General features: G+C 41.9%; 18 protein-coding genes. 9 read left to right on the forward strand and 9 right to left on the reverse strand.

Annotated elements, in window-relative coordinates:
* Window positions 1-204: 204 nt before the first annotated feature.
* Window positions 205-1,503, reverse strand: coding sequence for a saccharopine dehydrogenase family protein (locus M0221_RS00685; RefSeq protein WP_483284057.1), 1,299 nt, complete (start codon window positions 1,501-1,503; stop codon window positions 205-207).
* Window positions 1,504-1,962: 459 nt separating this feature from the next.
* Between M0221_RS00685 and M0221_RS00690 the strand changes: the two genes are divergently transcribed.
* Entirely contained in the window at window positions 1,963-2,118 is a 156-nt protein-coding gene (locus M0221_RS00690) for a DUF1328 domain-containing protein (protein ID WP_011512513.1), read from the forward strand.
* A gap of 148 nt (window positions 2,119-2,266) precedes the next feature.
* On the opposite strand, the gene M0221_RS00695 is transcribed toward M0221_RS00690, so the two are convergent.
* From M0221_RS00695 to M0221_RS00710, 4 genes are all read right to left on the reverse strand, one after another.
* Complete coding sequence (locus tag M0221_RS00695; protein ID WP_133103928.1) at window positions 2,267-2,560, reverse strand: 4a-hydroxytetrahydrobiopterin dehydratase; 294 nt, start codon at window positions 2,558-2,560, stop codon at window positions 2,267-2,269.
* 304 nt (window positions 2,561-2,864) lie between these two features.
* Window positions 2,865-3,158 carry a GNAT family N-acetyltransferase gene (locus tag M0221_RS00700; RefSeq protein WP_149409007.1) on the reverse strand — a complete coding sequence of 98 codons (294 nt, stop codon included), beginning with the start codon at window positions 3,156-3,158 and terminating at the stop codon, window positions 2,865-2,867.
* Between the two features lie 183 nt (window positions 3,159-3,341).
* Window positions 3,342-4,688 (reverse strand): fatty acid desaturase family protein, encoded by a 1,347-nt coding sequence (locus tag M0221_RS00705; protein ID WP_483284058.1) that lies wholly within the window; start codon window positions 4,686-4,688, stop codon window positions 3,342-3,344.
* 129 nt (window positions 4,689-4,817) lie between these two features.
* The gene (locus M0221_RS00710) at window positions 4,818-6,140 is read right to left on the reverse strand and encodes a flavin reductase family protein (RefSeq protein ID WP_483284059.1); all 1,323 of its coding nucleotides are present in this window, start codon (window positions 6,138-6,140) and stop codon (window positions 4,818-4,820) included.
* A 370-nt stretch (window positions 6,141-6,510) separates the two neighbouring features.
* Here M0221_RS00710 and ettA point away from each other — a divergent pair, with 370 nt between their 5' ends.
* Window positions 6,511-8,172 (forward strand): energy-dependent translational throttle protein EttA, encoded by a 1,662-nt coding sequence (ettA, locus tag M0221_RS00715; protein WP_011512518.1) that lies wholly within the window; start codon window positions 6,511-6,513, stop codon window positions 8,170-8,172.
* A gap of 108 nt (window positions 8,173-8,280) precedes the next feature.
* Here ettA and plsB read toward each other — a convergent pair whose 3' ends face one another.
* Window positions 8,281-11,073, reverse strand: a complete 2,793-nt coding sequence (gene plsB / locus M0221_RS00720) for a glycerol-3-phosphate 1-O-acyltransferase PlsB (RefSeq protein WP_483284060.1) — start codon at window positions 11,071-11,073, stop codon at window positions 8,281-8,283.
* A 247-nt stretch (window positions 11,074-11,320) separates the two neighbouring features.
* On the opposite strand from plsB, the gene ybaK reads away from it, so the two are divergent.
* Complete coding sequence (gene ybaK, locus M0221_RS00725; protein WP_483284061.1) at window positions 11,321-11,809, forward strand: Cys-tRNA(Pro) deacylase; 489 nt, start codon at window positions 11,321-11,323, stop codon at window positions 11,807-11,809.
* Between the two features lie 81 nt (window positions 11,810-11,890).
* Entirely contained in the window at window positions 11,891-12,265 is a 375-nt protein-coding gene (locus M0221_RS00730) for a 5-carboxymethyl-2-hydroxymuconate Delta-isomerase (RefSeq protein ID WP_011512521.1), read from the forward strand.
* A gap of 104 nt (window positions 12,266-12,369) precedes the next feature.
* On the opposite strand, the gene M0221_RS00735 is transcribed toward M0221_RS00730, so the two are convergent.
* On the reverse strand, window positions 12,370-14,190 hold the full coding sequence (locus tag M0221_RS00735) for an acyl-CoA dehydrogenase C-terminal domain-containing protein (RefSeq protein WP_181209395.1): 1,821 nt from the start codon (window positions 14,188-14,190) through the stop codon (window positions 12,370-12,372).
* A gap of 407 nt (window positions 14,191-14,597) precedes the next feature.
* Between M0221_RS00735 and M0221_RS00740 the strand changes: the two genes are divergently transcribed.
* Window positions 14,598-15,725, forward strand: coding sequence for an FUSC family protein (locus tag M0221_RS00740; RefSeq protein WP_483284062.1), 1,128 nt, complete (start codon window positions 14,598-14,600; stop codon window positions 15,723-15,725).
* Window positions 15,726-15,787: 62 nt separating this feature from the next.
* On the opposite strand, the gene aroE is transcribed toward M0221_RS00740, so the two are convergent.
* Window positions 15,788-16,654 carry a shikimate dehydrogenase gene (gene aroE / locus M0221_RS00745; RefSeq protein WP_483284063.1) on the reverse strand — a complete coding sequence of 289 codons (867 nt, stop codon included), beginning with the start codon at window positions 16,652-16,654 and terminating at the stop codon, window positions 15,788-15,790.
* Window positions 16,655-17,082: 428 nt separating this feature from the next.
* On the opposite strand from aroE, the gene M0221_RS00750 reads away from it, so the two are divergent.
* Both M0221_RS00750 and M0221_RS00755 read left to right on the forward strand, forming a co-directional pair.
* Window positions 17,083-17,748, forward strand: a complete 666-nt coding sequence (locus M0221_RS00750) for a hypothetical protein (RefSeq protein WP_483284064.1) — start codon at window positions 17,083-17,085, stop codon at window positions 17,746-17,748.
* A 3-nt stretch (window positions 17,749-17,751) separates the two neighbouring features.
* A complete protein-coding gene (locus tag M0221_RS00755; RefSeq protein ID WP_483284065.1) occupies window positions 17,752-18,762 on the forward strand; it encodes an aminotransferase class IV in 1,011 nt (336 codons plus the stop codon).
* Between the two features lie 39 nt (window positions 18,763-18,801).
* Here M0221_RS00755 and M0221_RS00760 read toward each other — a convergent pair whose 3' ends face one another.
* Window positions 18,802-19,566, reverse strand: coding sequence for a DpnI domain-containing protein (locus M0221_RS00760; protein ID WP_483284066.1), 765 nt, complete (start codon window positions 19,564-19,566; stop codon window positions 18,802-18,804).
* A 169-nt stretch (window positions 19,567-19,735) separates the two neighbouring features.
* Between M0221_RS00760 and mltG the strand changes: the two genes are divergently transcribed.
* Both mltG and tmk read left to right on the forward strand, forming a co-directional pair.
* Complete coding sequence (mltG, locus tag M0221_RS00765) at window positions 19,736-21,019, forward strand: endolytic transglycosylase MltG (protein ID WP_483284067.1); 1,284 nt, start codon at window positions 19,736-19,738, stop codon at window positions 21,017-21,019.
* Window positions 21,020-21,130: 111 nt separating this feature from the next.
* Window positions 21,131-21,808: a dTMP kinase gene (gene tmk / locus M0221_RS00770; RefSeq protein WP_483284068.1), complete on the forward strand. Its 678-nt coding sequence runs from the start codon at window positions 21,131-21,133 to the stop codon at window positions 21,806-21,808.
* The last annotated feature ends 24 nt before the right edge of the window (window positions 21,809-21,832 follow it).

The following is a 21,832-nucleotide window of genomic DNA, read 5'->3' on the forward strand; positions in this document are numbered from 1 at the left end:
TAAACACTAGGCACAATAATAACAATTTAAATACTAAACATTCAGTGGTACATCTATGAAAAATCTAACAGACCCCTACTAATAAGTGATGTCGTGCAATTATTGTAGTGTTATTGTGAGATAAAAACTGCACCTTGTGACCAAAATACGGTTATTTTAATACTACTGATTGATAGTATAGAAAATGCTTTTTAAGACATAGGTTTAGCTATCAATCACATCAAAACTCAGACCAGCGTGTTCCTCTAAACGAGCAAGTAGCTTGTCGCCCATTGCTGAAGCAGGTGTCCAAAAACCACCCTTCACTTCTTCTTTGCTGATATCTTGCGCTAAACATAATGCCGCTTGCGACAACATATGTGAAGTGCTGCCATAGCCTGGATCTTTATCACCCGTTACTTTGGTAGTAATACTGTCTTTATTAGGTGTTTGTCCAAAGAGACGAATATCAAAATAGCCGTTTTCTTGCTCTTCTTTAGAAGGTCCTGAACCTGATTTAGGCAAGACATGCTTGGATAATAACTCGCGGCTTGGCGTAATCATCATAGCAGTGGCAAAGCCGAGCAAGCCTGCACTCAAGGCGTAACTCGTCAGCTTACCTTTGAGACCATCTTTCATCCACATTGCTTCATCATATTTAAATTCGCGTCCATATTCATAACCAAGCAACTGATTACTGCGATGCACAATGCGCGTATTGATACTTGCCATCACAAAAGGTGCAAGCCAGCGCTTATGTTCGCTATCGTATTCTGGTTTACTGACATTGTTCTGACGTACGTTTGGCGCATCTTTATCATCGTTGAGCAAATAAGGATTTGCCACTTGCTTACGACGAGATTTATCTTGTCCAACTTCCTCAAAGATGGTTGCCATTGAGGCAATCGTACCGCCTGATAGTCCGCCTTTCGCGGCTTTCACGCGCATATGAATCACATCACAAGCACTGTCAAACTTCGCTTCAGCTTGCTTTTGCGTAAAGTAGACGCCTAAATCTGATGGGATAGAATCAAAGCCACACGAGTTGACGATACGGGCGCCGCTTTGTTTTGCCGCCTCTTGATACTTATCCATCACATCTTTGATAAATATTGCCTCACCAGTGAGATCAACATAATCTGTGCCATTATCAACACACGATTTGATAAGCGGTTCGCCGTATTTAAGATAAGGTCCAACGGTTGAGATAATGACTTGCGTTTGCTCGGTCATTGCATCAAGGCTTGCCGCATCATCGCTATTGGCAATGATAATATCTACTTTGCTTACCAGTTTAGATTGCAACTCGTTGAGCTTCTCTTGATCACGACCTGCTATCGCCCAATTAATTTCAGAGCCGCTCTTATCTTTGTTAGCAGACAAAAACTCTGCCAGATAATGGGCAGTGATTTGCCCAACAAAGCTGGTTGCCCCATATAAAACCACCGCATAAGCTCGTTTTTCACTATTAATTTTTTTGTTATCACCTGATGAGTTGGTACTCTTTGCTATATCCGTATTCATCGTTATCTTCCTTGTTAGTGTGCTTTGTCAAATGATTGTTATAAGAAAATGATCGTTAAGTTCAATTGAGCTTAAAAAAGCATCATAAATAACATTTATAAAATCGAGCGTAAGATCTTTGAATAATTTTCTCATATACTTAGTAGTACTTAAGTGCTTATTTACCGTTTCCACACATAAGTACTGAAAATATCTTTAAATGGTAAGATTTGCTACAAAGTTTACATAACCTATCGACATTATTACCAAAATGAACCTTTTAGATTGAAAATCATTGCTACTCTATATTCCTAAGCACTATCTACAGCATTATCTATATTTTTAAACACTAAGAGCTGTAAAAAAATAAAAAGCAAAATATCGGATGACTGAGGTTGGTAATGTAAGAGTTAGTTGGTTAGCAATTACTATAGCAACCTTATTATTTGACTTTTCAATTACTATTTTAGGAGAATTATTATGTTTCGTTGGGCTATTATTTTCGCCGTAATCGCATTGTTAGCAAGTTTCTTAGGATTTGGTGGTGTTGCTGGATTGTCTGCAAACTTCGCCTATATCTTGTTAGCATTAGCAGTCATTCTATTCATCGTGGCATTTGTTAGCCGCCGTATGTAATAGGAAAAGTATACTCGTCCTATAAAGACATTAGCCAGTTAGAAAACTGGCTAGTAAAAAAGACCTTAGATAGTATCTGAGGTCTTTTTTTATAAGTAAAATTATAGCTATCTGCTCAATGATACGTAGTAAGCGCACAGCTTGATAGTTATAAGCGTTTGGGCTGGACGATATGTTCCATGCGTTTTGCTAAACGAACATCATGGCTGGTGATGCCGCCAGTATCGCCAGTAGTCAGGCGAACTTCTACTACGTTATAAGTATTACTCCATTCAGGATGATGCTCTAACGCTTCAGCATGAAAAGCGGCTTGATTCATAAAGCTCATAGCTTCAACAAAATCGCCAAAGTGGTAGGTTTTTACGATCGCATTACCTTCGCGCTGCCAGCCTGGTAATTCTTCTAGCTGCAAATCGACCTGTTGATTAGATAAACTACTCATGGTGATATCCTTTATTATTATGGTTGATAGAAAAATCATTATTAACGATAAAATAGTGTGGCAACTACTGTAATTTTTATTTGCCTTCACGAATGTAATAAACGCTTATAAAAATTTATAGGACAAAAAACCCACCTGTCACTGACATTTTATTATATATTTGGCTAAAAAAATATAATAGAAGTATCAAGAAGATAGGAGGGCAATGACGTTATTAATGAGAGGATATAGCGCTAGTATAACGGTTAATAGAGCAAACTATCGTAGCTATTTATCGTCAAACATACTTATTCAATAGTTTGAACTATAGTAGATCTTTGTAGTCAGGATTTTTATCAATATATGAGGCAACAAACGAGCACTGCGGTACTACTTTCTTATTGTTTTCACGAGCATAGTCCAATGCATGTTTTACCAATGCCGAGCCAACCCCTCGACCACCTAACTCCTGTGGGACGATAGTATGATCATATACCAGCTTATCCTCACGCTCTTTGTAACTGATATAACCTGTCTGCCCATCTATCGAAGTCTCAAAGCGTCTCGCTGCCTCATTATGGACGATATTTATATCTGATTTTGTACCGACGTTACTCATAAAAACTCCCTATATTTCAAATATTATAATTATTTCTACTCTTGTTATTGTGCAGATTTCTAGTTTACATCTCTAGGCTGTTAGCGTAAGAGTAGATAGGGCAAATGTTAATATTTTTAACAGGCTTCTATTCTAAAAGCTCTTTTCAAGCTTAAAGACTATGCCAGTCTCGTTAATAAAAAATCAGGCATAAAACATAGCTTGGCGCACAACCTGAGGGAGAAACCTTCTAAAACCACGTAACGTCTCAGTAGCGTTGTTAGAGGCATGGTTATTACTGCTTTTGTTGGTAATGCTTCTATCATTATTTGATATCGATTGTGTGTAAGCGCGCCATTCATCGCTACTTGGTTTACTAAAATGGCGAATGCGTCCAATTACTTGCTTAAATTGATGACTAAAGTGCCCAGTATTATAGGCTAAATCGTATTTAGCGCAGATGGCTTGTACGGTTGGTGCAATCTGCGCATAGTGCCTAGCCGGCATATCGGGAAAGATATGGTGCTCAATCTGATGCGATAAATTACCAGTCAGAATATGAAACCATTTATTACCCTGAATATTACTAGAACCGAGAATTTGGCGTACGTACCAATCACCTTTGCTCTCATTGGCATCAAGCTGGGTATAAATATGCGCCTGCTCAGTAAAGTGACCACAAAATATCACCGCCCATGTCCATAGATTACGAGCAATATTGGCAGTGAGATTACCGCTTAAGGTTGTCATTGCACTACTACGACCTAATGTCAGACCTGCCACCGCAGGAAAAGCCATATAATCTTTACCCGCTTGCCGGGCGATTTTACTGAATAGGGCACGAGCTTTTGGCTGCATTATTTCTGCCAGCTGCGGCCTATCTGCGTATTCGTCAACACTGATTTGGATATCATGGAAAGCGACTGCCCATTCAAAGCCTAATGCCAATATCATCGTCTTAAATAAGTTATAACGATCGCTTGGCGTCCAAGGCTGTTCATCAGTCACACGAATCAAGTGATAGCCGACGTCATGGTCGCGACCGACGATATTGGTAAAAGTATGATGCAAGTAGTTATGCGAATGCTGCCATAGGGGCGCAGGGCAAACGATATCCCAATCGAACTTTTGGCTGTTAAGGTGAGGGTGCTGCATCCAATCATACTGACCATGCATGACGTTATGACCAAGCTCCATATTGTTTAAAATTTTACTAAAACTCAGTAAGGATGTGCCAAGTAGCCAAACGCTAAGTTTGCTACGTTTTGATGATAATTGCCCAGAAAATGCCAGTAATGCCCGTGAAATTACCTCGCTATATACTACCGTCCCATAAACACGCTGAATATAGCGCGCATCATCGCTGCCTAGTGAGTCCATCACGCTTTGATACAGTGTATTCAATTCATTAGCGAGCGCTTCGGTTTGCACTTTTGGTAACGGTGTACCCGTTAACGTCGGATATCGCGTGGTTTTGAATGGTGCATCGACTAGCGAAGTTATAATAGAGACTGCAGATTTAGCTTTAAATATAGGGGGTAATAAGCGCATAGATAGTCCTTATCTGAAGGTGCATCAATAAATCGCAAGCACAACGTTCGGTTTAATCATCGGTGTCAGTTTTAATAAACATTACAAATAAATGTTTATGCAAGGCTGTCTTATCCTTGATAATATTTTTTAAATATCCAATATGACATCAGTCATTGGTACATTAATGCAGGTTTGAATAGACTCATAGCCATCATTACTTATCTTACCGGTTTGAATGTTTTTGACCCTTCCGCTGATCTTATGACAGCGACACAGCTGACAGATACCTTGTCTGCAGCCGTGGCTCATTCGAATACCAGCGCTCTCAGCACCTAATAGTAATGTCGTACTACTGTTATATTGTCGTTGCCGTCCACGTAAATAAATGGTTTTTACGTCGCTAGTAATCACTTCTTCGTCTGCTTTATCTATAGCAGGCAAGATATGATTGAAGTTCTCTATGGCACTAAAGCTCTCTATCGTAATGTTGTCACGCAGCTGCTTGTTATCTGGCAAATTAATCTCATCGCAAGCGCGGTACAAACCCGCTAACAACGCCGGCGAACCACAGGCAAATATCTGTGTATCCATCAACGGTAATTTTAATGCTGTTAAAGTTTCTACGCTCAAATGTCGCGAGCCGGCAAGGTAAGTATTGGGGTCTCCCGTATTAATAAGATGATAAATGAATATTGGATATTTAGCAGCTAACTGCTGCCATTGATCCTGCAATGGTGATTTATAGAAAGTTGTACGATTGTAATGTACCAGCGTTACTGGATGTCCATTTTGCAGCGCCTGCGTAATCAAACCTAGCATTGGCGTAATACCACTGCCGCTAGCGATAAACAATAGTGGCAGTGGTATAGGGGTAAGGGATAAGGATTTGCTTATTTGACTTGCTTGCTGTGCTAACACTGTATGAGCTAGAGTAAATTCGCCACTGGGTAAACTGCTATTAAATATAGTACCCAGTGCTGCACGTTTACTTAGATAATCTGATACTAGACCTTGCGGCTTAACAGCAATAGTTATCGTAGAGACAATAGTTTGCGGTTGCGACTTTTCATCAAGGCGATCTCTATCAAAGCCGTTTTCATCAAGGCTGTTATTAAGGTTATTTTGATTTCGATTAGAATTTTTATCGCTGTCCTCATGCCACCATAATGGCTGCTGCGCTAGACCAACCAATGAATAGTGGCGTTGATGATAAATACCATCAATAAGTATGCTTAAATTAATATGCTGACCGCCATGCCAGCCATCGTGTGAATTATTATTTGAACTAAAAGCTTGCTGCTTAAAGGCGCGGTTAGGCTCAAATTGTAGCGCTATCAAGTCATCACTGAGTGTACGGCGTGCTATAAGACGCAATTTAGGCACAGTTAATGACCAAAAGGGGTGCAGCCGCGTACTGATGAAATCAATAAACAGGCGTTGGATCAGTTCAGGGCGATAGCCAGTCGTCATAGAGTACCTTTTCTATCAAGCCGTTTTTACAAAGCTATTTTATTAAGATTAGCTAATATAATATCGTCTATTGATTAATTTTGCGAAATGTTTAATGCTGTTTTTTGTGGTTTTTATAAAACTGCCATGAATCATAAAGATACACCAGTAAGCTGAATGATAATTTTAATAGAAGCTTTTATATAAAATGCGCTCAGCTTTGTGTCAAAAGGTATGAAACAAGCGGTAAAACAGCCAGTTAGCTTGCAGGGGTTGCGCCACAATGCGATAATGACAGTCAATGAATACCCCTGATTTTGAGGTGCAGCTTACTTGGTAGTATTGCTAAGTCTGTTTGTTTGCCTCTTTTATGCAGTCTATCGGAGTGTTAATGGCTCAATATATTTACACGATGAACAACGTGTCAAAACTTGTTCCACCTAAGCGTGAAATCTTAAAGAACATCAATCTATCTTTTTTCCCTGGCGCCAAAATTGGTGTTTTGGGTATCAATGGCTCAGGTAAATCAACCTTGCTACGCATCATGGCGGGCGTGGATACTGAATTTAGTGGTGAAGCTCGTGCGCAAACGGGTACCAAAATCGGTTATTTGCCGCAGGAACCGCAGCTCGATGACAGCAAAGATGTCCGTGGTAACGTCGAAGACGGTATGCGTGAGGCGTTAGATGCGCTTGCTCGTCTTGATGCCATTTATGCGGAATATGCTGAACCTGATGCTGACTTTGACAAGCTTGCTGAAGAGCAAGGTAAGATGGAAGACATCATCCAAGCATGGGATGCGCATAACTTAAATACCCAGCTTGAAAAAGCGGCTGATGCACTTCGTCTGCCACCTTGGGATGCGGATGTCAGTAAACTGTCTGGTGGTGAAAAACGCCGTGTGGCACTATGTCGTTTGCTCTTATCACGCCCTGATATGTTATTACTTGACGAACCAACCAACCATTTGGACGCTGAGTCCGTGGCATGGTTAGAGCAGTTCCTGCAGAACTATAGCGGTACTATCGTTGCCATTACCCATGACCGTTATTTCTTGGATAATGTCGCTCAGTGGATTTTGGAGCTTGACCGCGGTCATGGCTATCCGTATGAAGGCAACTATACTGAGTGGCTAGAGCAAAAGAACACTCGTCTAGAGCAGCAGAATAAGCAAGAAGAATCGTTTGCTAAAGCGTTGAAAAAAGAGCTGGATTGGATTCGTAAAAACCAAAAAGGTCAACAAGCTAAGTCTAAATCTCGTGTGCAGCGTTTTGAAGAATTGAACTCACAAGAGTTCCAAAAACGTAATGAGACCTCTGAGATTTATATTCCACCGGGTCCACGTTTGGGTAATAAAGTCATCGAAGTAAACGATATCTCCAAGTCATTTGGTGACCGTTTACTTTATGAAAACCTTAGCTTTAACGTCCCAGCTGGTGCCATTGTTGGTATTATTGGTCCAAATGGTGCGGGTAAAACCACACTATTTAACATGATTACCGAACGCGATACGCCAGATACAGGCTCAGTCGATTTGGGTGAAAGTGTCAAAGTTGCTTATGTTGGTCAGGTACGCGACAATTTAGATGACAGCAAAACAGTTTGGGAAGAAATCTCTGACGGGCTTGATATTATTACCGTTGGCGACTATACGACGCCAAGCCGCGCTTATATTGGTCGCTTTAACTTTAAAGGTTCAGACCAGCAAAAGCACGTCGGTCAATTGTCTGGTGGTGAGCGTAACCGCTTGCAGTTAGCTAAGACCTTGAAGCAAGGCGCAAACGTATTGCTCCTTGATGAACCATCAAACGATTTGGACATTGAAACATTACGTGCGCTAGAAGATGCGATTCAGGTCTTCCCAGGTACTGTCATGGTCGTGTCGCATGATCGATGGTTCCTTGACCGTATCGCGACTCATATCTTGGCGTTTGAAGATGAAGGTCCAGTTTGGTTCGATGGTAACTATTCTGAGTTTGAAACGTATCGTAAAAAGACGATGGGTGATGATGCCAATCCTAAGCGTATGAAGTATAAAAAGATTTCAACTTAAGATAGTTGCTTAGAAATTTCAAATGTAAAGTAATAAAAAAAGACCTCTAATTATTAGAGGTCTTTTTTATGCATCATCATTTTTTTGTGTTATTAAGTGATTTAAAAGTTAACGCTTACGCCCAAATTTACGTTGCTTTTTATTGCTGATCTCAGTAATAGCATGAGCAATCTCTTCTTCATTGAGACTGGCAACTTGATGCAAGATTTGCATCATTTCGGGTCTCAGCACATATTTTGCATGATGAGCAATATCATTGATACGTTGATCAAAGGTTAAGATGCCAGTTTCTGCATCTTTTTGCAGATAATCTAAACGAGTCAATGCACCGAGGAAACTGGTGAATAATGCGCGATCAAAGAAGTCAGGAATATCATCAGCATATAACACTGATAAACGTTGACCAAGCAAATGACATAAATCAACCACTTCATTTTCGGTTAAGTTGCCTGAGCCTTGCTGAGCGAGTAGAGCCAAGGTCATAAAGTAGCGTTCAAGACTTTGCTCAACCGGCGTGGCAAGCACTTGTAGCTGTTGGTAGCATCTGCTATTGGCTTCAGGGACGCTGAGCATACCATCGCCCAATTCTACAATCAAACCATGAGCAATCAGACTGTCAACTTTTTTGTTCAGGGTATCCGCCAAACCATGTGCAGGATAATATAAGAATAGCTCGCTTTGCAGAAATGGATAGAGCTGCATGGCGATATTGTCTAGACGGCTACGTTCGATACGACCATTACGGGCAACTAAAGCCGCTAAGAAAGACAGGAGAATAAAGACATGCAAGATATTATTACGGAAATAACTCAGCAGTGCTGCTTGTTTACCTGCAATCTGAATGATATCGCCCAAGATATGAGGGATACGTTCAATAAGTTTTAACTTAATACCATAATCAATAATTTGCTGCGGCGACATGTCGGTAACGACCGTATCACTTGAATACGGCAGCTGTTGAGCCAAACCTTGATAAAGGGCAATTTGCTCGCGGCAAATATCTTCATCGAGCGCTGATTTTGGTGCAGATAGTAACACCAGTGACAGCAAGGATACCGGAGTAACCACCGCTGCTTTATTGATATGCTGCATGACTTTGACACCGATATTATCAACCATGGCGCTGGCTTTATCATCGAGCGGCGTATCGGTGCGATCAGCAGGTAAGCTATTTTCTGGTACATCAAATTTTGCCATAAAATCGGTTAGATGTAGCGGTGTACCAAAACTTAAGTGCACATTGCCAAAAATACGTTCAATCTTGCGACCGACTTTGAGGAGTCCAAGTAATGATTCAGACTCTTTTGGCTTACCTTTTAGCTCACCGATATAGGTGCCACCTTCCATGATGCGCTCATAACCGATATAAGTCGGAATAAAGACCACTGGCTTGTTACTCTGACGCAATTGGCTGTGCACTGTCATTGCTAGCATACCCATTTTCGGTGGTAGCAAACGTCCTGAGCGTGAGCGCCCGCCTTCGATAAAATATTCAATTGGGGTATTACGGGTAATAAGTGTGTGCATATATTCACGCAAAACTGCGGTATAAAGCGCATTACCACGGAAGCTACGACGTATATAAAAAGCCACTGCACCGCGTAATATTGGACCTAAAACTGGCACATCTAAGTTATCACCCGCCGCGACATAAGGAATACTCAAGCCGCGTTTATAAATGACATAAGACAGTAGTAGGTAGTCAACATGGCTACGATGACAAGGTACATATACCAGCTCATAATCTGCTGCCAGTTCACGTACGCGCTCGAAGTGATGGACTTCTACACCATCATACAGTTGCGTCCATAACCACGTTAAAAATTTATAAAAACCGCGGATGATGGCATGTGAGTAATCATTGACCATCTCATTAGCGTAGCTCTTTGCAAGTAGTCGCGCTTCTCGAGGGCTAGTACCGGTCTCTGCCGCTTCTGCCTCTATTGCATGTTTAATGGCAGGCGAGTAAACCAGCTTATCTACTAAGTTACGTCTGTCTGATAAGTCAGGACCGAGCATACTGGCGCGTTGTTTGTCCAAATAAATATTAAGCTGCTGCTGCAATGAGCGTACAAGCTCACGATTGCCATCAGCCGCAGCTACCACAGTATAATTTGGCGCTACACCGATTGTATTTTCAGTGGCGCTATCTGTAGCATCACTGGCATTCGTATCAAGAGTAGCAGATTCAAAGATAACGGAATTTAAGTCAGTAGGCTCATCATCATCGTCTTTAAGGCTATCATTAATAAGGGTACGCAAATCTTGCGGAGGATGGAACTGTATAAAAGTATCGCGTCCCATCACCCCAATATTAAATAACTGTTTGGTAATGCTAGGATCTTGCCAGTTATCAGCCGTTAGCAGTTTAAATAAAGAATCCTCTTTTTCAGGCGCGCGTCCCCAGAGGATAGATACTGGTACCAAGCGTACTTTTAATTCTGGATACTGCAAAACAGCAGAGACCAGACGTGATAGGCGCGGTGATAGTTGGTTTTCTTTAGCATGGGGGTGATGTAAAAATATAATGGCAGCATTTTCTTTGATATTATGAGCACTGTCATTTACCCCAACCAATGCTGGCGGTAATTTATGTTCTTGCGTTTGCAGGTCAATCAAAATACTGTTGGAGCGCGAATAATCTTGCAGCACATAAAATCTTAACGTCTGATCATCCTGATCAAACTCTGGCAATTCGCCCAAAAGCTTTGGTTTTACCGCCACATCTAGCATCTGTCCCGAGATTTTACGGTACAATTGATTAATTGGGGCATTAGTATAAGGCGTGGATACAATAGGGCTACCATCAATTTTTGGCGTGTCTGACGGTTCAGTGGCTGGCGTATTACCGCTGACCACTGGTGCTTTAAAAATCCGTTTTTTTAAGAACTTCGGTATCATAATCGGTATCAAAATTAGTCAAATATATTGCCCTTATAATGCCATAAAAGCCATCAAAGCGATATATAGTGTCTGTAGATACTACCAATATTAATAAGCTCTGGTTACTGTGCAGTAAGATACGCGCTGCATAAGCTATTCAATGATTTGAAAAGTAAAGTATTTAGGGTAAAAATAGTTTTGAACAAGATATACTATCTTGTATTTCTGCTTACTCATTAACGTCACTTAATTCAGTGAGAATATTATGACGCCAGCTATCAATCTCGCCAAACAACGTGGTCTTGATTATCGATTACATGAATATACTCATGATAGTAACGCTGCCTCTTTTGGGTTAGAAGCGGCCGAAAAGCTGGGTGTTGACGTGACACAGGTTTTTAAAACCTTGGTTGTATTGACCGATACAGATGTGCTCGCCGTTGCTATCTTGCCAGTGGATAAAACCTTAAACTTTAAAAAAATGGCTAAGGCGCTATCTGTTAATAAAATGCTGGCCTGCAAAAAAGTCCAAATGGCAGATCCCAAACAAGTCGAGCGTAGTACTGGCTATGTACTCGGCGGTGTCAGTCCGTTGGGACAAAAAAAACGCTTGCCAACTGTTATAGATGAATCAGCGCAAACACATTCGACTATCTACATCAGTGGCGGTCGCCGTGGTCTAGAGATTGAACTGCCGCCAGCACAATTAGCGACGACACTTACGGCTCGCTTTGCCACTATTACCGATGATTGAAAACGGCTGATTGTCAGATACATTAGCTTTGCGAAGCTATTCACTTTTCGTTTTTTACCCGTATTATATAAGGATATAATCATGCCGCATTTAACCATTCAAGTGACACCCAATGTCAGTATTGCTCACGAAGAATCATTCCTCAAAGCATTGAATAAGATCCTGTGGGACAGTGGACACTTTGGTAAAGCAACAGATATTAAAGCGCGCATTATTCGTGTCGAAACGTTTTTAGTGGGCGTTGAAGATGATGAGCAAGTCAATGGCTTTATTTATGCACATCTAAAAATCATGAGCGGTCGTGATATAAGTATCCGTAATCAGCTTGCTGAGCAATTGGTGACTACTATAGAGCAAACGCTGGGTGCTGAGCAATCAGGACGTGCATCGTTACAAGTCTGCGTAGAGGTTGAAGAGATTAGTGCGGTGTATCATAAGAAAATGTTAAATGCGTAACTGAATTTATTAGTTACTTGCTAATACAGTATAAAAAAAGCGCCTAGTTATTCAACTAAGCGCTTTTTTATTTATAACAGTCTTAGACTAGCTTTTAATCAATCCTAGTCTAAGAAAGCAAAGTTATCAATGTCCATTGCTGTCATGCTGCTGCTTGGTGCAACCATGCCTTCGGCGTGACCTGAAGTACGTGGTAACAGCTTATCAAAATAGAATTCTGCCGTTTGGATTTTGGCTTTGTAGAACTCTGGTGATTCTGTACCGCCATTTTCAAGCTTGTCATAAGCAACCGCTGCCATACGTGCCCAGTGGTAGCCCATCATCACATAGCCTGAGTACATTAAGAAATCATCAGATGCTGCTGAGATGATTTCACGGTCTTTACGTGCCATCAGCATCAAGCGTACAGTCAGAGTGTTCCACTCAGCACAAAGCTTAGTCAATGCCCAAACAAACTTGCGCATGTCTTTGTCTAAGGCATACTCGCCACACCATTTCATAATGCTTGAAGTGTAATCGCGAATGATTTTACCTTTAGACTGCAAGATCACTTTACGACCTAATAGATCTAATGCTTGGATACCAGTCGTACCTTCGTACATAGTCGCGATACGAGCATCACGAGCGATAAGCTCCATACCCCATTCTTTGATATAGCCATGACCGCCATAAACTTGTTGACCGTGTTTAGCCGCTTCAATACCTAGCTCAGTCAAGAAGCCTTTTAGGATAGGCGTATAAAAGCCAAGCTTATCATCCCATTTTTCAAACTCTTCATCATCGCCATTGATGATGCCTTGCGCCATTTTATCTGCATAGCGTGCTGAATGATAAATCATTGAGCGACCGCCTTCAGCAAAAGCTTTTTGGGTAAGTAACATACGGCGTACGTCAGCATGATGAATGATCGCATCAGCAACTTTTTCAGGATCTTTCGTACCCGATAAAGTACGCATTGAGCGACGATCTTTGGCATATGGTAGGGCGTTTTGGAATGACAATTCAGTGTGCGCCAAACCTTGGATACCAGTACCAATACGGGCAGTGTTCATAAAGGTGAACATGGCTTTTAGACCTTTGTTCGGCTCACCAATTAAGTAACCAACGGCATCATCAAAGTTTAGGACACAAGTGGCTGATGAGCTGATGCCCATTTTGTGTTCAATAGATCCACAAGAGACGCCATTACGCTCGCCAATTTCGCCTTCAGCATTTGGCAAAAATTTCGGTACGATAAATAATGAAATACCACGGGTGCCTTCTGGCGCATCCGGTAGACGGGCTAAAACGATATGAATGATGTTTTCAGTTAAGTCATGCTCACCACTTGAGATGAAAATCTTAGTACCGCTAAGCTTATAGCTGCTGTCGTCTTGTGGAATAGCTTTTGACTTTACTTGACCCAAGTCTGTACCACATTGTGGCTCAGTTAGACACATAGTGCCTGCCCAAGAGCCTTCGACCAATTTATGTAGATACGTCTCTTTTTGCTCATCCGTACCATACTGCATAATGGTATTGATACAGCCGGTTGATAAACCAGGATACATTGCCCAAGGCCAGTTAGCTGTACCGATCATTTCAGCTTTGATAAGGTTCAATGAGGTCGGTAAGTTCATACCGCCATATTCTTCTGGGTAAGAAATACCTTGCCAGCCACCATCAACAAACTGCTGATATGCTTCTTTAAAGCCTTTAGGCGTCGTCACCACACCATTCTCAAAATGACAACCTTCTTCATCCGCTGGCTGATATAAAGGTGCCAAAACGTTTTCGGCAAAATCTGCCATACCTTGAAGAATCATATCAACGGTTTCAGGATCTGCATTTTCGCCATTATCCAAATCTTTATAATGCGTTTGGTAGTCAAATACATCATTAATTAAAAACTTGATATCACGTAAAGGTGCTTTGTAAGTTAACATAGTCGTTCTCTTTAGTTGTTCGCTATCATAGACGGTTGACTTAGTTTTTAAGCCAGAGTTTATGGAAACGATTTTAATTATTTGGAATAAAAACAGAGAATATCTTGAGTCAATGGGTGGATATGTTAAGGCTAGCTTGTCTATTTTGGAAACTGTTAAGTTATCCTTGATAAAAAACAGTCTTTGCGCATTGATGCAGTATAAATCTTATATACCGACAAATATATAACTAATAACTAATATTCATAGTTAATTAGTATAATTAAAACATTAAGTTATTATTGTGTCAATGAGCTTTTTAACCTGATATTTTGCTAAGCCATTATCTATAATAAGAATAACCGTATGATCAAGGCGAACGGTAAGCCCATTATTCTAATGCATTTACGATATAAGGAAGGCCTTGTATGAGCGCACCAAAGTCCAAGGCAAAGCGGGTGTCTTGGCTGACAATACTGTTAACTCGCATCAAGTTTTTGATAGATGGTGAGCTTGCTCATTTGCTCACCGTCAATCAAAGCAAGAGACCGTGGCATATGCCCATTATCGCTGCCATTACCATCAGTTTCCCCGTATTTGTGGGCGCTTACTTTGAGGCTTTGCCATCAGGTATCAAGGCGTCTTTGGGGGCAATGGTCATCTTGAATTTGCCTTTAATAGGTAAGTTGCCCTATCGTTTAGTGACTTTGATGACATGGGGCTTTGCCATGTCGTTATGCTTTGCATTCGGCTTGGCAGCACAGCAAGTACCTATTCTTAGGCTGCCAGTGTTTATGCTGATAGCCTTTGGTGTGGTTATGTTTGGACGTTATTATCGCCAGCCGCCGCCAGCTGGCTTGTTTGTGATGATGGCTGGGGCACTAGCATTATTTATACCACTGCCATTAGAGAAAATCATGTCAGCCACTGGGCTTGTGATGCTGGGCAGTGGCTTTGCCTTAATCATGGGGCTGCTGTATTCACTATTTTTATTAGCGACGCGTCCTGCTACGCCGACACCAACTTATAGCTATGAGTCTGATACTATTAGTGAAAGCATTATTGTCGCGGGTTTTGTCAGTTTAGCGCTCTTGATTCCCTTGATGCTAAATATGTCTAATCCGTACTGGGCAGCGGTTAGCTGTTTTCTGATCATTCAGGGTATCCACTTACGGACGATGTGGATTAAGCAACTACATCGTTTACTAGGGACATTGGTAGGCGCGGGTCTGGCGAGTTGGATGCTATCTTGGGGGCTGTCGATATGGGGTATCGCTATTTCAATATTGGTTATGATGCTTTGTATTGAATCCTTGGTAGATCGTCATTATGGACTAGCCGTTGTATTTATCACACCACTGACGATATTCATTGCAGAATATGGCAGTGGGTTGCCACTTACGTCAGCGGTCTATCAAGAGGTCACGCACACACGCTTGTTGGATACACTACTTGGCTGTATGGTTGGTCTTGGCGGCGGGGTTGTCATGCATTCAACGAATTTGCGTGTACCGCTGCGCCGTATAGAAAAATGGCTACTGATACGATTTGGCTAGTATAAAAACGTAGATCGTTTTTTTCATTTAGATAGATGGTAGCTGCACTCGTGCACCGTTTATTATGTTGATACGTTTTCTAATGCGATAGTCGCTTGCGCAATATCAATAGCGCGTCCTGTCCAACGCTCAAAACTTAACGCCGCTTGCCCGATCAGCATGCCGTAACCATCCGATGTCTGAGCGCCAAAGGTAGAAAAATGTTGTAAAAATGGCAGCTCACGTCCATACATCATATCGTAAGCATATTGGCAGTTTAGCGTATCGGCTAATGGCAAGGTTTCACCTGATAGTCCGATGGATGTGGCGTTGATAATGATATCAAAGTCGCCACTTAAATCAGCCGTCGCATAGGTTTGAATAGTATGTTGATTTATCTTTTCGCTTGCGGTGCTAAGTTCATCGACTAATATTTCTGCCTTACTCACTGTACGATTGGCGATGGTCAGCGTTTCAATACCAGCCTCTATCAGCGGCAATACCACGCCGCGCGCTGCACCGCCTGCCCCAATGATTGCCACGCGTGCACCATTCAATGGCCAGCCTAAACGCTGCATATGATTGACCAATCCTTGACCATCAGTATTGTCACCACATAACGCCTCTACGGGTGATACACCTTTTGCCAGCAGAGCTTTATTTAATAATAATGTATTGACCGCGCCAGCGACTTTGGCATGCTCAGATAAGCCACCTCGCGCTGCACAGCACTCATAAGCGATCTGTTTAAAGGGTACAGTCACATTGGCACCGACGCCGCCACCATGAAAGAATGCCTCAATCACTGCTGTAAAGCTTGCTGCGTCATCAGGGCAATATTGACGCTGATAACAGATATCAAGCCCTGCTTGCGTACCAAATAACGTATGGATTTCAGGAGACTTGCTGTGGGCAATTGGATTACCAATAACAATAAAATGCTGGGTCATAAAGGCTCCACTGGCGGTACAGGGCATAAGTAAGGGTGATAGAGTAAGGGTATCAAAGCGTACTTATCATAAGGGATAACGCACCGTTTGACAAACCTGAAGCTATGGATATAACTAGCTGAGTCGGGATGAATTTTTATGACGTTAGCATCTTAACAAATCTGTACTCTCTGCGAGTGTTATCCGTAAGGTAAAGGGTGGTCAAGCGCTAAGCAGTTGGGTAAACTAGAGAGCATGAAAAAGTAACCATATTATTTTTCCCTGTGCTTTTTTAATGTGATTTATAGAATATTTAAATAGAAAAAGCGTATGTATAGAATTCAGTGATAGCAAGATTTCAATAACAGACACTATTCATTATCAGCGGCATACCTAGCTGCTTGTTAATACTATTTTCAGAACTATCTTAAAGTGTGAGTAAGTTGCCCATGTGGAATAACACCCTACAGACCCTTATGGTCAGTACGATAATGGCAGTTGGCGTGTCGTTAAGCGCCTGTGATAACAATAAAAGCAGCAAAGTATCAACAGAGGAAGTAAGTGCTGATAAGCAGACCGTCTCCGATACACCAAAACCAAAAGACCCTGCGCCAAATGCTGATTTAGATGGCGCTACTGCGCAAGAGGGCACCCCAGTCAAATATGATGTCGCGTCATGGGGTCCTAAGAAAGTCGAGCCGCTTCGTGTCGATCAACTAGACGATATCAAATCAACACTTGGTAAAGTGGTCAGCACCGATGAAAATAGCTTGGATTATGCCAGTAATCCTGCGTCCAAATACCGCTTTATGAATACCGAAGCACCTTATTTAGATCTTATCGATTCTGAAAAATATCTCGAGCTTGGCTGGTACTTTGCCAATCCTACCGACTCGGATAAAGAAAAATCACTCAGTCAAGGTCATGCCAAAAAATCCTATCAACTTGCTCTTCAATTAATGGGTGATGAGGGCGGTAAGCTGGTGGCTGATATGCTAAACGGTCAAATTATCAAAAATAAAGTCATCGGTGGGCAAAAAGTAGAGCTGGCAAAATGTGAGTTTTATAGCTGTATGCTGGTCATCAATAAGTCTGCTAGCCAAAAAAATCAGTAAGCCATGCAGCCATCAAATAGCTGGGTCTGTTTATCTGCATTAGACAAGCAGACTACAGCCAGTACCGCCTCATTAGACAATCGCGGATTAGCATACGCCGATGGTTTTTTTACCACCATGGGCGTTATCAATGGGCAGATACTGTGGGCGGATTATCATCATCAGCGTCTCATCTCTCATGCGATTGCCTTGCAGCTTGATTTAGACCACTGCTCTTTATTATCTGCTTTGCAAGTGCATGCGCAGCAGCTACAACAAGGTATGCTAAAGCTTGTCATCACACGCGCCGCGCAAGATATCCGTGGTTATGGCTATACGCCAAGTGAGTGTGGTAGCACATGTGAGACTTGGCTAAAATCCTTAACGATGAAGGTTAGCACTACTGAGCAATTGCCGTTAGCTGATGGTATTTTTGTTCCGATGCAGCCTATGAGCACTGCTGTTTGTTTATCTTCGCAAATCGCTTGTCTGCCGCCGTCTCTTGCTGGACTAAAAAGTCTAAATCGTCTTGATAATGTGTTGGCGAGTGCAGAGTTGCAGGATATCAAAGCTCGTTCATTAAACTCTAATGGCTCGCAAGATATTGGTGAGGGCTTGTTACGTGATATGACTGGGTGCTGGGTTGAGGGCACGATGAGCAATATGTTTTATCAATTATCTGATAGCCGACTGGTAGAGTCGCCATCTTCAGAGATGATAAATACGGCTAATACTGATAAAGATAGTGCTGATAAAAACAAGGCTGTTAAAGGCAACGCAAATTATTTAACTCAAGGTCAATGGTATACGTCATCAATGGCACAATCGGGCGTCGCTGGGGTGATGCGGCAAGTAATTATTGATGAGTTATCTACGACGAAATATCCAGTTGTTGTGCGGTCATTACAAGATAAGGATTTGCCACAGCTTCAGCAGCTGTTCTTTTGCAATGCGTTACGCGGTATTATGCCAATGACCAGTCTGACGTTACTGTCGGGTGAAATAGTGAGTTTTAAGCGATTTAATCATATTTAAAAAGGGCAGCCTAGAGCTGAGCGTTATAACGAAAAGCGTTTAATATAATTTTTGATAATGACCACGACCCAAAAACTTAATAATGCCTCTATCGCGTAATATTTGTAATTGCTGACGGATTTTATCTTTAATGTGGTTGTTTTCAGGATGTTTAAGCTTTAATAAGTCGGCAAACGCATAAACCTGATTGAGAGAGAAATTAGCTTCTAGCTTATCAATACATTGCAATACATCTAGTGTCCAGCCGCGTGAGGCGATAGATTGTGTACGTAAAAACAAGGTTTTTTGAAATTGCTCAGTGACATTATCTCGTGGTATGACTTGCTGGTCTTTGACTAAAAATACTTTTCCTGATTCGGGCACTTTACGCAAGTCAATATTACAGCCAACCCAGCCCGCACGTTTGGCAGTAACGGATAACGGTTTGCGTTTTATAATCATGTCGGGCTTGAAGAATTGTTTGGGAATGATTAAGAAGTTATTAACCCTATATTCTTGAGAGTAGGTCAAAAAGAAAAAGCTGGGATTATCCTTGCTATTGATACGTTCAATCATGGTGGCATAAGCGCCATCATTAATAATGTTACTTAATTTAGCCTTCTTACTTTTTAATTCGTATTGCTCATCACAGTTTGCACAATAAAAGTCAGCGACAGGTTTGCCGTTCGTAAATGCAGCCAATGGTTCGGCATTACAATTAGGACAATAACTTTGCTTAGCTACCCAATCTTCGCTAAGCACACGAATTTTTTGAGGTTCAGATTTATATTTTTTGGCAAGACTTTGATTAAAATTTAGGTTCATAGCCCGTTTTCTTATTAAAGGAAAGATTTGAAGTGATAAATAAGCGATATGAGTATTAAGCCATATAAATGAGCTTAAACGCTAAGTTAATGGATAAGCTAAGCAAATCCCATTGAAAAATAAGCGGTTCAGTGCTAAATTCTAGCAAACTTCTGCCTCGCGAGTGACCATGAGCACGCCAACCCCTGAAACGCCTCCTGAACGTCCTGATGATACGCTATCGAATGACCAAAAAGGTACTGCTGACGAGCGTATCGACGGGGTACCTTTGAATTCAAAGCCAGTCGATGAGACAGGTGTAGAGGAAGTTCCGCCTACAGATGTCTCGCTCATAAGTGGTAATAATAAACCACGTCATTATAAAGCCGATAACCCTTCATTCTTTATGCAGCGCGGTTATCAAGTGTTGTTGGTACTCGGGTTAATTGCTGCATTTTTCTTAGTCATGGTTTATCAGACCTTATTTGGTCGGATTGAACAGCCGCAGCAAATGGTGACGATTGAAAAGGGTCAGACCTATTACGGGTTGCTACCGCAGTGGCAACAGGAAATTCCGCTATTTTCTGCCACGATTGCCAAGCTTTATATGAAAACGCAAGTCGATGGTCCATTGCACGCAGGTATTTACCAATTACCGGAAAACCCCACTATTGCTGAAGCGCTACACGTGCTTGGGCAAGGGGTAAAAGCGGCGATGGTTAAAGTACAAATTATCGAGGGCAAAACCTCAAAAGATTTGTATCAGGCGCTACGTGATAACAAAGGCATCAAAAAAGAAGTGCTGACCGCTGACAGTACGAATGCTAGCATCGCAGAAGCGTTAGATTTGGTTGGCATATTGCCGGATGCAGTTGCCAATAGTAATGATCCTATTGTCAATCACAATCTTGAGGGCTGGTTTGCCCCTGATACTTATTATTATGGGGAAGGCACTACCGACAAGAAGGTATTGACCGACTTGTACAAACGCCAACAGCAAGCGCTGACCAAGGCATGGGAAAACCGTGCGCCAAATCTCCCTTATCAGACTCCTTATGAGGCACTGGTAATGGCATCTATTATCGAAAAAGAAACCAGTGTGGCAGCAGAGCGTCCTTTGGTCTCAGCCGTCTTTAATAATCGCTTGAACAAAAATATGCGTATGCAGACGGATCCTACCATTATCTATGGTATGGGCAGCCGCTATGAAGGCAATATTCGCCGTAAAGACATCGATGAAAAAACAGGCTATAACACTTATCAAATCGATGGTTTGCCGCCGACACCCATTGCACTGCCGTCAGCGGCTTCTATCGAAGCAACCTTACATCCTGCCGATAGCGCAGCGCTATATTTTGTGGCGACAGGCAACGGTGGGCATAAATTTACCAATAGCCTAGCTGAGCATAATCAAGCAGTTAAAGAGTATCTCGGTGTCATGCGTGAGAAGAAAGCTCAAACGCCGCCGCAGTAACACTATTTTATGTTGCTATTTATATTGCTTTAAAAAACCATCATTTATTGAGCATTATCGTTATAAAAATAAAAGTAATGATAACGCTCAACAATGACATAAGGTCATATCATGTCAGCATCCATACAAGCGCCGTTTTCTCAAACCACCCCTACGCCCACTCAAGGGCGTTTTATTAGTTTTGAGGGCACTGAAGGCGTTGGTAAAACCACGGCGATTGAGCAACTATGTGTACGTCTGCAAGCGCGCGGCATTGATTATCTGCGCACCCGTGAGCCGGGTGGTAGTCCGTTTGCTGAACGCTTGCGCGAGATATTGTTAGACCCGAATACCGCTATCAATGATGATACAGAGTTACTACTCATGTTTGCTGCGCGCTGTGATCATATGCAGCAAGTCATTTTGCCAGCGCTGCAACGTGGTACATGGGTAATATGTGACCGCTTTACCGACTCAACAGTGGCTTATCAAGGCTTTGGACGTGCAGATGGCGATGCGATTGTCCGTGCCAAAATTGACATGCTTATCGAGCAGTTTGTGGTGCAATTACCCGAGCTTACACTGTGGCTAGATCTACCAGTATTAGAAGGCATGGCACGTGCTAATAAACGCAGTGCCGCTGACCGCTTTGAACAACAAGCGACGGAATTTTTTACCAGAGTACATCAAGGTTTTAGTGTCCTTGCTAGCGAGCAGCCTGAACGTATCCAGCGTATTGATGCCTCAGGCAGCGCTAATGAGGTCGGCGCACGAATATGGCTGACGATCGAAGAGAAGTTGGATATTTAATAGACATTTTCATAAAGAAATAAG

Source organism: Psychrobacter sp. ANT206 (assembly GCF_056880555.1).